The organism is Mariniflexile litorale (genome assembly GCF_031128465.2).
Classification (GTDB): domain Bacteria; phylum Bacteroidota; class Bacteroidia; order Flavobacteriales; family Flavobacteriaceae; genus Mariniflexile; species Mariniflexile litorale.
This window is the reverse complement of record NZ_CP155618.1, coordinates 537,683-551,374: the sequence shown is the minus strand read 5'-3', so window position 1 is coordinate 551,374 and position 13,692 is coordinate 537,683. Positions and strand designations below refer to the sequence as shown.

Sequence of the window (13,692 nt, the reverse complement as noted above, 5' to 3'; positions counted from 1 at the left end):
ACTTCCTAGCTATTCTATACTGGTAATAAAAACTTAAAAATGAAAAAAATACTTTTAGTAATTATTTTTGTTCAGTTAATTTTTATGTCGTGCTCAAAAGAAGAAGGTGTTTATGTCCCTAAACCTTTAACGTTTGATTTACCCTCGAATTTTCCAGATATAACTTATAATTTGGAAAACAATCCTTTAACAGAAGAAGGATTTGAATTGGGTAAAAAATTGTTTTACGATGGTAGATTATCTGCTAACAATTCCATTCCCTGTGCTTTTTGTCACGAGCAGGCTTTTGCCTTTACGCACCATGGGCACACTTTAAGTCATGGCGTTAATGGAGGTATTGGTTTACGAAATGCACAACCCATTCAAAATTTAGCTTTTCAAAAAGAATTTATGTGGGATGGTGCAGCGACGCATTTAGATTTTCAACCTATAATTCCCTTAACAAGCGATTTAGAAATGGGAGAAACCTTATCGAACGTGCTTGAAAAATTAAAAAAAGATTCCTACTATAAAAAGCAATTTAGTAAAGCATTTGATGATGGCGAAATTAATTCAGCAAACATGCTTAAAGCCTTGTCCCAATTCATGATTTTAATGGTGTCTTCAAACTCTAAATATGATAAATATATTAGAAAAGAAAATAATGTAACACTATCTCAAAAAGAGTCCGATGGTTTAAATACTTTTCAAAACAAATGTGCATCTTGTCATACAACCGATTTGTTTTCAGACCAATCTTATCGAAACAATGGTTTGTCAATAAATCCAAAATTAGAGGATAAAGGGCGTTATGCCGTTTTTGAAAATTCAGATGATTTATACAAGTTTAAAGTGCCTAGTTTAAGGAATATTGAACATACCTATCCTTATATGCACGACGGAAGGTTTGCAACTTTGGAAGCTGTTTTAGATTTTTATGATTCGGGGGCAGTTGATAATGGCAATGTAGATGCGTTACTTTTAAGAGCAGATAACACCTATGGTATTACACTAAATGCCTATGAAAAAGAAAGTATTATTGCTTTCTTAAAAACACTTACAGATAACGAATTTTTAAATGATGTTAGATTTTCAGAATATTAATATAAAAACAATTTTATTTGGGATACTATTTTTATGTAATCCTTTACAGAATGAAGCTAAAACGAACCCAACTCACAATCATGACCCGTTTGAATTTTTTTGTGATTTATGTGGTTGTTCAACCAGTGGTGGGAGTTCCAGTTTTGGAACTTTAGGCAATGTGAGTTTTGTAGGTGTAAGATACATGTATCAAAATTTTGAGTCTAAAAATGGTATTTTTAGTAATTCACCAACAAGTAAAGAATATTTTAATACATATCAACTTTGGGGAAGGCTTCCTATTACCGAAGTTTTTTCCTTAAATGCTATAATTCCCTATCAAGATTTAAATAGAGTTTTTGAAGCTAGTAATGAGCGTAGAAATGGGTTGGGTGATGCCTCAATAATAGGTTGGTATAAAATGACGTTTTATAAGAAGCAAGCCGAAGATACTGAAGATGAAGAAAGAGAAGCTTCGGGACATCAACTAAATGTTGGCTTGGGTGTAAAATTGCCAACAGGTGCTTTTGAAGAAAGTTTAACTAACAGAATAAATCCAGGGTTTCAAGTTGGTACAGGAAGCGTTGATGCTATTTTTTCTTTAATGCATACGTATTCAAAAAACCAATTGGGTGTTAATACAACGGCAACTTATTATTTAAAAACAGAAAACAAAAACGAATATCAATTCGGGAATCAATTTAGTTATGCCTCCAATGTGTATTATAATGTTCCGTTTAAAAAATCGGCTTTAAGTCCGTTTTTAGGCATTTCAGGAGATGTTTATAATTCTATTAAACAGTATAATGAAAGGCTGGCAGATACCGATGGAAATATGGTAAATGGTACATTTGGTTCAGAATTCAAGATTGATAAATTTATAGTCGGTGCCAATTATACGTTTCCTGTAAGTCAACACCTTTTTGGAGATAATGTAACTTCTAAAAATAAATTTTCTCTCTATTTGAATTATATGTTGTAAAATAGTTAATCGTCATTGCGAGAAAGTATCAGGAAGTAATCTTTAAAATTTAGTATACAGATTACTTTAATATGCTCGTAATGACGATTCTTTTTATTTTGAAGGCAACGGACTAATAATCTTCACATTTTGAAATGCAATAGCGCCACGAACCACACCAGATATAACATCTTGTAAAGCTTCAATGATTTGCATTTTTAATTCACTTTTATGATAAATAAGACTGACTTCCCTAGCAGGAGAAGGTTCATTAAAATAATGAAGGTTTTCTTTTTCTTTCTCATTAATATCCAAAGTGTGTAAATAAGGAAGAAGCGTCATACCTAAACCTTCGTTAGATAATTTTATTAAGGTTTCAATACTACCACTTTCTAACTGAAACTGTTCGTCGGATTGGTTTTTGAAAGCTTTACATAAATTAATAACACCATCTCTAAAACAATGCCCATCTTCAAGTAGTAACATATCGCTTATATCTAAATCGGCGACATCAATTTTTTTATTAGTATGAAGTCTGTGGTTTTTAGGAATATAGCCCACAAAAGGTTCAAAGTAAAGTACGCGTTCTTTTATATTTTCATCTTCTAAAGGCGTGGCGGCAATGGCAGCATCTAAATGGCCGTCTTTTAAGCGTTCAATAATTTCCTCGGTTGTTAACTCTTCTATTTTAAGCTTTATTTTGGGATGCTTTTTTATGAAATTCTTCAAAAACATAGGTAACAATGTTGGCATTACCGTTGGTATAATACCTAGTTTAAATTCGCCACCAATAAATCCTTTTTGCTGGTCTACAATATCTTGTATTCTATACGATTCGTTTACAATGTTTCTAGCTTGGGTGACTATTTTTCTGCCCACATCTGTTAATTCTATAGGTTTTTTACTTCTATCAAAAATTAGAATATCTAGTTCTTCTTCCAGTTTTTGTATTTGCATACTTAGGGTAGGTTGGGTAACAAAACATTTTTCTGCTGCCCTTGTGAAATTTTGGTTTTCAGCTACTGCTAAAACATAGTATAATTGCGTAATGGTCATGTGTATCAATTTAGCTTATAAAAATATAAAAACTATCAATAAAACCTATCGATATTGCTGTTAATTATAGATTAAATTTGTGGTAGAATAAAATATAACTTATTATGAAATTAAACAGTATCGGATTAGACATTCAAAAAGCAAAAGAATTAGCAAATGATTTAAATAACTTGTTAGCTAATTTTCAAATTTATTATCAGAATTTAAGAGGTATTCACTGGAATATAAAGGGAAAACGATTTTTTGATCTACATGTTAAGTTTGAAGAGTTATATACCGATGCAAATATGAAAGTAGATTTAATTGCCGAACGTGTATTGACTTTGGGAGAAACACCGCTGCATACTTTTACAGATTATATAGAAAATGCTCAAGTACCCGTAGGTAAAAATATATCTCAAGATGAAAAAGCAGTGACTTTAATTGTTGAATCGCTGACTGAATTATTAAAAATTGAACGTGCTATTTTAGATAAATCAGGTGATGCAAATGATGAAGGTACCAACTCTATGATGAGCGATTTTATTACAGAACAAGAAAAAACAGTTTGGATGATGAAAGCTTGGTTAAGCTAATAACTTTGGATTGATTAATAACAAGAAAGACTTTCAAATTATTTGAGGGTCTTTTTTATTACAACAACCCTCTAGCTTTTATTTCTAAATACTTATTGATGGTATTAATTGTTAAATGTTCTGGTGCTGTTAAAATACTTTGAATACCATGTTTTTGAAGTTCGTTTACAATTAGTTTTTTCTCGTAAATAAATTTTTCGGTAATGGTTTTTTCGAATATTTCAAAGGTAGTATCAGCGCTTTTATGAGTGAGTCTTTGAAGTTCTGTGTTTTCAAAAAAGATAACTACCAATAAATGATTTTTAGCAATGGCTTTTAAATAAGGTAATTGTCGGTACAAAGCATCTAAAGTTTCAAAGTTGGTGTACAACAAAAGTAAACTTCGCTGATTCAAATGTCGTTTTACATCAATATATAATCTTGAGAAATCTGATTCGACAAAATCGGTATTCAAATTATAAAGTGTTTCAAGAATGGTGTTCATTTGTGATGGTCTGCGTTCGGCAACCACACGGTTTTCAACTTTTCTTGAAAATGAAAAAAGACCTGCTTTGTCTTGTTTTTTTAAAGCAACATTACTTATTACTAGAGATGCGTTTATGGCATAATCTAACAAACTCAAGCCTTCAAAAGGCATTTTCATAACTCTGCCTTTATCAATAACGCTGTAAACAGGTTGTGACCGTTCATCTTGAAACTGGTTCACCATAAGCTTACTGCTTTTTGCAGTGGCTTTCCAGTTTATGTTTCGCAAATCGTCACCTTGTACATAATCTTTTATTTGCTCAAATTCCATAGTATGTCCAATACGACGAATCTTTTTTAAACCGTACTCAAAAATCTTGTTAGAAAAGGCTAAAAGCATGTATTTCTTTAATTGTAAAAATGATGGGTAATTAGGTACCATAGCATCTTTACCAAATTGAAAGCGTCTAGATATTAAGTTAATCGGACTGTTGGCATACAGGTTTAAGTTACCAAAATAATATTCACCACGCTCTAAAGGTCTTAGGGTATAGGTTATTTTTTTACTAGTTTGTTTTTGGAGTTGGGTATCTATCTCAAAATCGCGTTTTTGGTATTGAAAAGGCAGTTCATCAATTAACTTGACATCGCTTGTGAAATTATAATTGTTTTGTAGTGAAATTTCAATAGGATTGTCATCGCCATTACTTAATTTTTCAGGTAAAATTCGAGATGCTAAAATCCCTTTTTGTTTGAATAGCAGTATGGAATCAACGATTAATAAACTTACAAAAACAAAAAATAACATTTGAGCGATAACCAATAACCCTGGAAAAATATATGCCAGAATAAATAGGAAAACAAGAACACTCACGCCAATAAAAAAGTGTGTATTCAAGTAGGTATTTTTGAAAAAGCGTTTCATTTATTAATTTTTGCCATGACTATAAAAGTCTTTATTCTTGTTTCTAACAGCACAGCGATCTTATATCTAATTAAAAATTTATCTTGGAATCTCAATAGTTTCTAAAATTTGTTCAATAACTTTTTCAACAGTAAAACCTTCCATTTCGCGTTCTGGAGTTAAAACCAATCGGTGCTTTAAAACGGCTTTGGTACAACGTTTAATGTCTTCTGGGGTTACAAAATCTCTACCTTGAATCGCAGCATTCGATTTAGCAGCGTTCAATATTGCTATAGAGGCTCTTGGTGAAGCTCCTAAATACAAGTTAGCATTGTTTCTAGTGTTGCTTATAATAGATGCGATGTAGGTAATAAGGTGGTCTTCAACAACTATTTGTTTTATTAAATTTTGATAATGTTTAATTTGTTGGGCATTTAAAACGGGAATCACAGCATCGAAATCCAACACATCATGTCGCTGGTGGTTTTCCATTAAAATTTGAATTTCGTTTTCAAGGGTAGGATAATCTACATCTATCTTAAATAAAAAGCGGTCTAATTGTGCTTCTGGCAATCTGTACGTGCCTTCTTGTTCAATCGGGTTTTGGGTAGCAAATACTAAAAAAGGTGGCTCCATGATATATTTGGTACCATCCATAGTAATTTGCCGTTCTGCCATGACTTCAAACAAAGCAGCTTGTGTTTTTGCAGGTGCACGGTTTATTTCATCAATTAAAATGACGTTTGAAAAAATAGGACCTTTTTTATATTCAAACTCATTGGTTTTTATATTAAATACAGAAGTTCCTAAAATGTCACTCGGCATTAAATCGGGTGTAAATTGAATTCGACTAAAGTCTACAGCTAATGTTTTTGCTAATAATTTAGCTGTGATTGTTTTTGCAACACCAGGAACACCTTCAATTAAGGCATGTCCGTTTGAAAGCAATGAAATAATAAGTAATTCAATCATTTCATTTTGCCCAACAATTATTTTGCCGATCTCTTTTTTAATAGCCTCAACATGTTCTTGAAGAGGTTTTAAATCGAGCCTGCTTTCAAAATTTATATCTTGATTTTCAATTGGTTGTTCTTCCATTAGATTGTGTTTTTTGTGAATGATTCCATGTGTTTATTTAGTTGAATTAAATCGGTTTCCGTGTGGTTCGATTTTGATTTTAAATACACCATATAATCTATTAAAGCTTTGGTGTCTTCTATTTTGTTGGATGATTTTATGGCTAATTTCGAAATGAAATTTTCATTTAATTCATTCGTATTTAAGTAATATTTGGTCCGTATTTGCTCTAAAAAATATTGAATTTTTTTATTGATAATATTAGTAAAATCGCCATGTTGATAATACAAATCGCCAATAGTTCTAGTGAAATCCAATGTGGCATTTTTTAGCGGTTCTATAACCGGAATGATGCGTTGGGTACGTTTTCCTCTAAAAATAACAAAAAGAATTAATGATAGCATAGCAATATAGAATGCCCATTTTAAAGCTTGGTTTTGAAGTATAAAACGCAACGGACTTGTAATAACCTTGCGTCCACTTTTATAATAGTTATCCCAAATAATTTGATGTTTTGGCAAAAATGATAATACGGTTGCTGCATAATTTTCATTACCGTTTAATAGGTGGTAGTTGCTAAACGCAAATGGGTTGGTGTGTACATAAAACGCACCGTTATTCTTCCCAAAAGGAACTTTAATATAGTTGATGTTGGTATCAGGAACGGAATCAGCACTAATTTTTTCAGTTTTTTCAACTTTGGTTGTACCCAACGCAACTGCATTTATAGTGTCCAAACTTATAAAAAAGCTGTTTTCAATAACGTCTTTAAAGTGGCGTTCGTTGGTTTTTAAATTCGGACTAGTAAAGCTATTTAAAGATGGTTTTTTGAAGAAATTATTATAATCTGTTCCGATTCTAATATTTAAAGTATCACTTAAAATACCATACATATAATTAGTACTTATAAATACTGAATTACCGTTTTCAACATATTTAATAAGAGATTCGGAGTCTTGCTTATCAAACGAAATGCCATTATTTATAAACAGGCGAACAGTTTTTTCTTTTCCTTCAAAATCTTTTAAACCTTCAAAAGCTGTTTTGGTTGAAACTGAAATTGGTTTGCTTGAAACTTCCTTTAATTCATTAAAAAGCACATAACAACCCAGAGGAATTTTATCAGCAGCAGCGTAAGAGTCACGCCAATTCAAGGCTTTGGGTTTGGTTATTTCTGCAATCATCATCAAAACGATTACCGCTCCAATGGCATACAATGCTATTTTAGATCGTTTATCCATGCTGAAGAGCGTTTAGTTTGTCAAAATCAGATTGGTTTTTTGTGTAAATAGCTTCATCTATAGGGAATTCGCCATACCAAACATAATCATATAAATAAGAAATACGTTTAAATACCGATTTGGTGTGTTCGTCTTTAATTTCGTTTATGTAGTCGCTATTTGTTTTATCGTAATGCCACTCAATAATATTTTTATTGGTAAGTAATTTTAAAGATTTTAGATATAAATAACGCGTTGCCAAACGGTAGTTGTTCTCTTTCAATGCAGCTTCAATTAAATGATCGAAATTAACATCTTTAATGTTTTCTTCAACATATTTAAAATTACTAATATCTTGTACTTCCGTTTTAAAAACCGAATTTATAGGCGATTGCATTAAAAATTTAATAATTAAATACAAAGCAGCAATTCCTAAGAAGCCATACACAATATATTCTAAGGTTTTATAATTAATAAAATCGATGTCAAAACCAAAAACATCACTCAACCACCCAAAGAATTTCTGTAAAACACGTTGTAACAAATTTATACCACCAGTGTCGTTTATAGAGTAGTTAAAATCATCGCCTTTATAGCGTTCTTTGATGGCGTCTTTAAAATAGAGAACCTTAATATTTGAAGAATCTTTTTGAATACTGTCTTGAGAAAAAGAATAGCTATTGCAAAGAAACAAGCCAAATGTAATTAACGAAATGTGGTATTTCTTATTATTCATTAATGCCTATTTGCTCAATTTTGTTTTTTAAGAAAATATTATTTTTTTCTTCAAATATATTATAATACAAAACGCTATAAGCTATTTGTGATAAAGCCTGTGAATAAATAAACGCTAACAAAAACATGGCAAATCCCAAGGTAAATACCAGACTTGCAAATACATTCGTAGCTAGATCTACATGACTTTCTAATGAAAAATAGACGTAAATACCAATAATGAAACCAGGAATGGAAATGATAAGCATAGTAATCATTAAATTTAAAATACCTATTACTAACCCAAAAAGAATCACTTTGCCAAAACTTGAAAAGGTAAACGTTAAACCTTCAGACAGTGCATTAGTTAACCCTTTGTTTTCTGAAAAAATAGCCATGAATGACAATCCAAAAAAAGCAGCTAATAGAAAACTAAGTCCATATTGAACCAACATCCCTATTAAAGGAATGAATGCAAAAATAATAGACACTATAAAATAACCAATATAAAGACCAATACCCAAAAAGATAAATAAAATGATAGGCCCTAAGTTTATTTTAATGTTTTGCCATACGTTTTTTGATTCCACTTGCCCTGTGTTTTTTACATATTCAGCCATATACGAACTAGAAAAACTGTAATTTATAAGGGTTGTAACAAATATTATGAGAGCCAAAAAAACAGCACCGATAATTAAATAAATGTTCTGGTCACCGCCGTTAGTCATTCCAAATCTAAAATCTCTACTGGCTAAACCCATAAAACCTGTTACTAATAAATAAGAGGCTATTATTAAAAGAATAATACTTATGGCATTGTAACGTAAGTACAAGCTGGTGTATTTTTTAAAGTTATATTTAAGAAATAAAAAATAGGTGTTTATGGTATCACCAAAGTCATTTCTGTTGCGGAGTTCTATGTAGGCGTTGTTCACTATTTAATGTTTTTAAGTTCAAACAGGTAAGCATTATTTAGTTTCATGGGGTAAATAACGTAATAAAATACAATTAAAAACAGCGAGCAAGCTATAATACTGTAAGATAGTATCCATGGCATTTGTTCGCCATAACGGGTAATAAAACCTTCAATAAATCCTGCAATGATGAAAAACGGAATGGTGCTTACCACTATTTTCAATCCGTCTTTAGCACCCTTGGTAAATGCCACACGCCTGGAATATGTTTTTGGAAACAAAAAACTATTTCCCATAACCAAGCCTGCACAACCCGCAATCACAATGACTGAAATTTCAATAGTACCGTGCAGCCAAATGGTCGATGTTTTTTCCAAAATACCATAGTTGTAAAAAAAGCTAATAAAAGCACCTAGCATAATGCCATTGCTAAACAGGATGTAAATGGTACCCACACTAAAAAAGACTCCAAATGCAAATGCCATAATAGCCACTCGAATATTATTGATAGTAATGCCTAAAAACGACCCAATATTGCTGCCACTTTTGTAAACTGCCATAGGCTCGCCCTTTTCAATATTTTCAATGGTCATATTAACATAGCCATCACCTAAAATTAAACGCACAAACGAATCGTCGTTTAAAGTTGAAATAGTTCCAATACAAACCGCTACCATAAATATTAAGAACGTATAAAGTAAGGTTTTTTGATAGCTAATGAAAAATAGCGGGAATTCATATTTCCAAAAAGAGATAATCTTGTTTTTCGATTCTCTTTTGGTGATGTAAATTTTTTGATGCGCCTCTGATGCTAACGAGTTTAAGTACAGCAAAGTTTTACTTTCTGGGTAATACGTTTGCGCGTAAGCAAGGTCGTTAGTGAGGTGAATGTAGTATGAAGCTAAGTCGTCTGGATTTATTTTTGCATTATTATGTAATGCGTTTTCAAAAACCAGCCATTTTTCTTTATTTTGCTTCACGAAAGATGCTTCGCGCATAAAACTATTTTAATTAGAAACGAATATACATTTCAATGAGCAATTTAGCAATTAACACAGCACAAAATGTTAATTTAGATTATAAATTAATTGGTTTAGGCGAGCGTTTTGTAGCATTCTTAATTGATGGGCTTATTTTGCTAACCTACATCACTCTTATGGAAAATTTGGTGGCACTTTCGGATATGTTTAATACAGACGATTGGACTAAACGTGGTGTTCTAGGTTTGATTACCTTGCCAGCCCTTTTTTATTCAGTGTTGTGTCACATTCTTTTTAGCGGACAAACCATAGGAAAAATGATAATGAAAATAAAAGTGGTACGTTTAGATGGTGCACCAACCCAATGGTATAATTTGCTTGTTAGGTGGATGTTGCGTATTGTCGATATTTGGTTGTTTTTTGCTTCTATAGGTGTTTTAAGCATCTTGTTATCAGATAAAAAGCAACGTGTTGGTGATGCCGCAGCAGGAACCGTCGTTATTAGTGTGAAGAAGAAACATAAAATTACAAGTACCATTTTAGAAGATCTTGAGGTGGATTATCAACCCGTTTTTAATAACGTAATCCAATTAACCGATAAAGATGTTCGTATTATTAAGGAAGCTTTTATCATTTCAAAAAAGAATAACGATTTTAAAACACTTACCTTATTAAGGAATAAAGTGTCTGGAGTGCTAAATATAGAATCTAATTTATACGATATCGATTTTATAAACACCATTTTAAAGGATTATAATTATTATACCCAAAACATGTAGGTTAAAGTTTTTTTTCACCTAAACACCTAAACACCTAAACACCTAAACACCTAAACACCTAAACACCTAAACACCTAAACACCCAAATCATGATGTTTATTCAAATTATAGAAATATTCGGAACCTTCGCTTTTGCCATTTCAGGTGTGTTGGTGGCATTAGAAAAAAGAATGGATCCTTTTGGAGTGCTAATTATTGCCTTTGTAACTTCCATTGGTGGTGGAACCGTAAGAGATGTTCTCATAGGGTTAACTCCTGTAACGTGGATGTTAAATATGACTTATGTTTACGTCATTCTAGGAGCTACTATTTTTGCTATTATATTTAGAAAACGTCTTAATTATTTAAGGATATCTTTATTTCTGTTTGATACCATTGGTATCGGCCTATATACAGTAGTAGGGATACAAAAAGGATTGATAATGGGGTTACACCCCATTATTTGTATTGCTTTAGGTACTATAACTGCCTGTTTTGGAGGTGTTATTAGAGATATTCTTTGTAATGAAATCCCCGTTATTTTTAGAAAGGAAGTGTACGCAACGGCCTGTATTTTAGGAGGTTTCGCCTATTTTATACTACGAGCATTGCCTATAGAGAATTATATAACGTTTATAATTTCGGGTTCGGTAGTTATTATTGTACGCTTAATTGCGGTCAAGTTTAAAATTAGCTTGCCTAGTTTGTATAAACATGAAGTTGAAAAGTTAGAAAATTAGTGGTAGTATTTTAATAGTCAATCCACAATAAAAAATAATCAATCAATAATCTCCACATTTCTAATATATATATTGTGTTGTGGCCAATCGCCAGCGTCGGTTTCAACAGCTGCAATTTTATCTACCACATCCATACCGCTAGTCACTTTCCCAAAAATGGTATAATCGCCATCTAAAAAGTGAGAGCCTCCTTGTTGTTGAACAATAAAAAATTCATAAGGTGATGCTAACTTGTGTGGGTTGTCTATTTCGCTACTGGGCATCGACACCACACCTCTATCGTGTTTAAGTCCGAGTTTGGTGTCGGGAGGCAATAAATATTTACCTATATAATTACGTTTATTAGCTGTTTTTTTATCATCACTATTTCCTGCTTGCACCATATAATCATTAATCACTCTATAAAACTGGGTGCCGTTAAAATATTTTTGTTTAGTTAAAAATATAAAGTTAGAACGATGAAATTTGGTTTCATTAAATAATAAAATATCAATAGTTCCAAAGTCGGTTGTTAAACGCACGTTGTTTTCTTTATGAGCCTGGTCGTACTGCAAAAAAAACTCCATGGCATTTTTAGAATTTAATTTGGGGAAGCTGCGATTTTCAATATCAGTGGTGTCTTCGTCTCCTGTTAAGCCTTCTTCTTTTATAACAGTTGTAATTTCTTTTTTAGAATTTATTTTGTTTTTACTTTTCTTATCTTCACAATTTAGAAATAAAATGAAAACACATAATAGTAATATAAGTCTCATAGAATGAATTTTGATGATTTTTTAATAGCAATCTCAAAAATAAAAAATATACCGTTACCAGCCCAAGCATCTCAGTTTAAAATGGTGCCGCCATTTAGGCAAGAACTGTTAAAACAACAAGAAGACGCTATAAAAACGGCAAAAAGGGCAGGGGTATTGGCATTGTTTTATCCCGATGTCAACCAAGAAACATACTTGGTTTTAATTCTTAGGAAAACATATAAAGGTGTACATTCAGCACAAGTTGGGTTTCCTGGTGGAAAATTAGAAGCATATGATACTTCATTAGAAGCAGCGGCTATAAGGGAAACCTTTGAAGAAGTAGGTGTACCCATCAAAGACATGGAAGTATTAAGAGCATTATCAGAAGTTTACATCCCTCCAAGCAATTTTTATGTGCATCCGTTTATAGGAATTTCGAAGCAAACGCCACAATTTATAAAGCAAGATGAAGAAGTTGAAGCTGTTATTGAAGTCGCTTTAAATCATTTTTTAGATGATGCCAATATCATTTCAGAAAAAGTAAATACCTCGTATAGTGTTGAAGTTGAGGTCCCTGCATTTGAACTTAATAATTATGTGGTTTGGGGAGCTACAGCAATGATGTTAAGTGAGATTAAAGACGTGTTAAAACAACTCATGTAGTTTAAGATTTATTACATTTGTACCATCTAACTAATTTGACGTGTGATTTATGGGATTATTTAAACGAAATCCATTTGGGCATATACTTTTTTTAAAAAAGTGGCTTATCAGAATTTTTGGAGTTTTAACCCACAGACGCTTTCGAGGGTTTAATGAGTTGCAAATAGAAGGCTCTGAAATTATAAAAAACTTACCAGACAAAAACGTTTTGTTTATTTCGAACCACCAAACTTATTTTGCCGATGTGGTGTCTATGTTTCATGTGTTTAATGCAAGTTTAAGTGGACGCACAGACTCTATTAAAAATGTGGGCTATATATGGAACCCCAAACTAAATATCTATTATGTAGCAGCCAAAGAGACCATGAGAGCTGGTTTGTTGCCTAAAATATTGGCATATATGGGATCTATAAGCATCGAAAGAACATGGAGATCTGAGGGGCAAGATGTAAACCGCCAAGTAAAAATGAGCGATATCTCTAATATTGGTAAAGCTTTAAATGATGGGTGGGTTATTACCTTTCCGCAAGGTACAACTACACCGTTTAGACCTATTAGAAAAGGAACAGCACATGTAATTAAACGTTATAAACCCATTGTAGTGCCTATTGTTATTGATGGATTTAGACGCTCGTTCGATAAAAAGGGCTTGCGTATTAAAAAGAAAAACATCTTGCAATCGTTTGAAATTAAAGCTCCACTTGAAATTGATTATGATAACGAAACTACGGATGACATCGTTACAAAAATAGAGTATGCTATAGAACAACATCCGTCATTTTTAAAAGTCATTTCTCAAAAAGAATTAAAGGCTCAAGAGGAATTGGATAAACTCCGCGAATGGTAGTATTTCTTTTATGTTAAAAATT

At 32.1% G+C, this 13,692-nt stretch carries 15 protein-coding genes; 7 read left to right on the top strand and 8 right to left on the bottom strand.

Features of this window, described 5'->3' with window-relative positions:
• Positions 1 to 39: 39 nt before the first annotated feature.
• A complete protein-coding gene (locus QLS71_RS02165; protein ID WP_308991174.1) occupies positions 40 to 1,083 on the top strand; it encodes a cytochrome c peroxidase in 1,044 nt (347 codons plus the stop codon).
• A complete protein-coding gene (locus QLS71_RS02160; RefSeq protein WP_308991175.1) occupies positions 1,058 to 2,044 on the top strand; it encodes a hypothetical protein in 987 nt (328 codons plus the stop codon). The genes QLS71_RS02165 and QLS71_RS02160 overlap by 26 nt, the downstream gene beginning before the upstream one ends.
• Before the next feature lie 93 nt (positions 2,045 to 2,137).
• Here QLS71_RS02160 and QLS71_RS02155 read toward each other — a convergent pair whose 3' ends face one another.
• Positions 2,138 to 3,079, bottom strand: a complete 942-nt coding sequence (locus QLS71_RS02155) for a LysR substrate-binding domain-containing protein (protein WP_308991176.1) — start codon at positions 3,077 to 3,079, stop codon at positions 2,138 to 2,140.
• A 104-nt stretch (positions 3,080 to 3,183) separates the two neighbouring features.
• On the opposite strand from QLS71_RS02155, the gene QLS71_RS02150 reads away from it, so the two are divergent.
• Positions 3,184 to 3,654 carry a Dps family protein gene (locus tag QLS71_RS02150; protein ID WP_308991177.1) on the top strand — a complete coding sequence of 157 codons (471 nt, stop codon included), beginning with the start codon at positions 3,184 to 3,186 and terminating at the stop codon, positions 3,652 to 3,654.
• A gap of 58 nt (positions 3,655 to 3,712) precedes the next feature.
• Here the strand turns inward: QLS71_RS02150 and QLS71_RS02145 are convergent, their stop codons facing one another.
• The 6 genes from QLS71_RS02145 to QLS71_RS02120 all read right to left on the bottom strand — a co-directional run bounded on the left by QLS71_RS02145 (position 3,713) and on the right by QLS71_RS02120 (position 9,946).
• Positions 3,713 to 5,044, bottom strand: coding sequence for a DUF58 domain-containing protein (locus QLS71_RS02145; protein WP_308991178.1), 1,332 nt, complete (start codon positions 5,042 to 5,044; stop codon positions 3,713 to 3,715).
• A gap of 78 nt (positions 5,045 to 5,122) precedes the next feature.
• Positions 5,123 to 6,121, bottom strand: coding sequence for a MoxR family ATPase (locus QLS71_RS02140; protein WP_308991179.1), 999 nt, complete (start codon positions 6,119 to 6,121; stop codon positions 5,123 to 5,125).
• Entirely contained in the window at positions 6,121 to 7,341 is a 1,221-nt protein-coding gene (locus QLS71_RS02135; protein ID WP_308991180.1) for a DUF4350 domain-containing protein, read from the bottom strand. Before QLS71_RS02135 ends, QLS71_RS02140 begins: the two co-directional genes overlap by 1 nt.
• Positions 7,334 to 8,056, bottom strand: coding sequence for a hypothetical protein (locus QLS71_RS02130; RefSeq protein ID WP_308991181.1), 723 nt, complete (start codon positions 8,054 to 8,056; stop codon positions 7,334 to 7,336). Before QLS71_RS02130 ends, QLS71_RS02135 begins: the two co-directional genes overlap by 8 nt.
• Positions 8,049 to 8,969: a hypothetical protein gene (locus QLS71_RS02125; protein ID WP_308991182.1), complete on the bottom strand. Its 921-nt coding sequence runs from the start codon at positions 8,967 to 8,969 to the stop codon at positions 8,049 to 8,051. Before QLS71_RS02125 ends, QLS71_RS02130 begins: the two co-directional genes overlap by 8 nt.
• Positions 8,969 to 9,946 carry a stage II sporulation protein M gene (locus QLS71_RS02120; protein WP_308991183.1) on the bottom strand — a complete coding sequence of 326 codons (978 nt, stop codon included), beginning with the start codon at positions 9,944 to 9,946 and terminating at the stop codon, positions 8,969 to 8,971. The genes QLS71_RS02125 and QLS71_RS02120 overlap by 1 nt, the downstream gene beginning before the upstream one ends.
• A gap of 35 nt (positions 9,947 to 9,981) precedes the next feature.
• On the opposite strand from QLS71_RS02120, the gene QLS71_RS02115 reads away from it, so the two are divergent.
• Positions 9,982 to 10,707: an RDD family protein gene (locus tag QLS71_RS02115; protein WP_308991184.1), complete on the top strand. Its 726-nt coding sequence runs from the start codon at positions 9,982 to 9,984 to the stop codon at positions 10,705 to 10,707.
• A gap of 92 nt (positions 10,708 to 10,799) precedes the next feature.
• On the top strand, positions 10,800 to 11,426 hold the full coding sequence (locus QLS71_RS02110; protein WP_308991353.1) for a trimeric intracellular cation channel family protein: 627 nt from the start codon (positions 10,800 to 10,802) through the stop codon (positions 11,424 to 11,426).
• Between the two features lie 38 nt (positions 11,427 to 11,464).
• Here the strand turns inward: QLS71_RS02110 and QLS71_RS02105 are convergent, their stop codons facing one another.
• A complete protein-coding gene (locus QLS71_RS02105; protein ID WP_308991185.1) occupies positions 11,465 to 12,178 on the bottom strand; it encodes a peptidylprolyl isomerase in 714 nt (237 codons plus the stop codon).
• A gap of 3 nt (positions 12,179 to 12,181) precedes the next feature.
• Between QLS71_RS02105 and QLS71_RS02100 the strand changes: the two genes are divergently transcribed.
• Together QLS71_RS02100 and QLS71_RS02095 are read left to right on the top strand one after the other, a co-directional pair.
• Positions 12,182 to 12,823 (top strand): CoA pyrophosphatase, encoded by a 642-nt coding sequence (locus QLS71_RS02100; RefSeq protein WP_308991186.1) that lies wholly within the window; start codon positions 12,182 to 12,184, stop codon positions 12,821 to 12,823.
• Positions 12,824 to 12,872: 49 nt separating this feature from the next.
• Positions 12,873 to 13,670 carry a lysophospholipid acyltransferase family protein gene (locus QLS71_RS02095; protein ID WP_308991187.1) on the top strand — a complete coding sequence of 266 codons (798 nt, stop codon included), beginning with the start codon at positions 12,873 to 12,875 and terminating at the stop codon, positions 13,668 to 13,670.
• Positions 13,671 to 13,692 lie beyond the last annotated feature (22 nt).

What these genes read in the sequence shown, in the direction of transcription:
- QLS71_RS02105 (WP_308991185.1), bottom strand. Translation starts at nt 12,178, where the DNA reads ATGAGACTTATATTACTATTATGTGTTTTCATTTTATTTCTAAATTGT.
- QLS71_RS02140 (WP_308991179.1), bottom strand. Translation starts at nt 6,121, where the DNA reads ATGGAAGAACAACCAATTGAAAATCAAGATATAAATTTTGAAAGCAGG.
- QLS71_RS02110 (WP_308991353.1), top strand. Translation starts at nt 10,800, where the DNA reads ATGTTTATTCAAATTATAGAAATATTCGGAACCTTCGCTTTTGCCATT.
- QLS71_RS02160 (WP_308991175.1), top strand. Translation starts at nt 1,058, where the DNA reads ATGATGTTAGATTTTCAGAATATTAATATAAAAACAATTTTATTTGGG.
- QLS71_RS02135 (WP_308991180.1), bottom strand. Translation starts at nt 7,341, where the DNA reads ATGGATAAACGATCTAAAATAGCATTGTATGCCATTGGAGCGGTAATC.
- QLS71_RS02165 (WP_308991174.1), top strand. Translation starts at nt 40, where the DNA reads ATGAAAAAAATACTTTTAGTAATTATTTTTGTTCAGTTAATTTTTATG.
- QLS71_RS02115 (WP_308991184.1), top strand. Translation starts at nt 9,982, where the DNA reads ATGAGCAATTTAGCAATTAACACAGCACAAAATGTTAATTTAGATTAT.
- QLS71_RS02155 (WP_308991176.1), bottom strand. Translation starts at nt 3,079, where the DNA reads ATGACCATTACGCAATTATACTATGTTTTAGCAGTAGCTGAAAACCAA.
- QLS71_RS02150 (WP_308991177.1), top strand. Translation starts at nt 3,184, where the DNA reads ATGAAATTAAACAGTATCGGATTAGACATTCAAAAAGCAAAAGAATTA.
- QLS71_RS02130 (WP_308991181.1), bottom strand. Translation starts at nt 8,056, where the DNA reads ATGAATAATAAGAAATACCACATTTCGTTAATTACATTTGGCTTGTTT.
- QLS71_RS02145 (WP_308991178.1), bottom strand. Translation starts at nt 5,044, where the DNA reads ATGAAACGCTTTTTCAAAAATACCTACTTGAATACACACTTTTTTATT.
- QLS71_RS02120 (WP_308991183.1), bottom strand. Translation starts at nt 9,946, where the DNA reads ATGCGCGAAGCATCTTTCGTGAAGCAAAATAAAGAAAAATGGCTGGTT.
- QLS71_RS02095 (WP_308991187.1), top strand. Translation starts at nt 12,873, where the DNA reads ATGGGATTATTTAAACGAAATCCATTTGGGCATATACTTTTTTTAAAA.
- QLS71_RS02100 (WP_308991186.1), top strand. Translation starts at nt 12,182, where the DNA reads ATGAATTTTGATGATTTTTTAATAGCAATCTCAAAAATAAAAAATATA.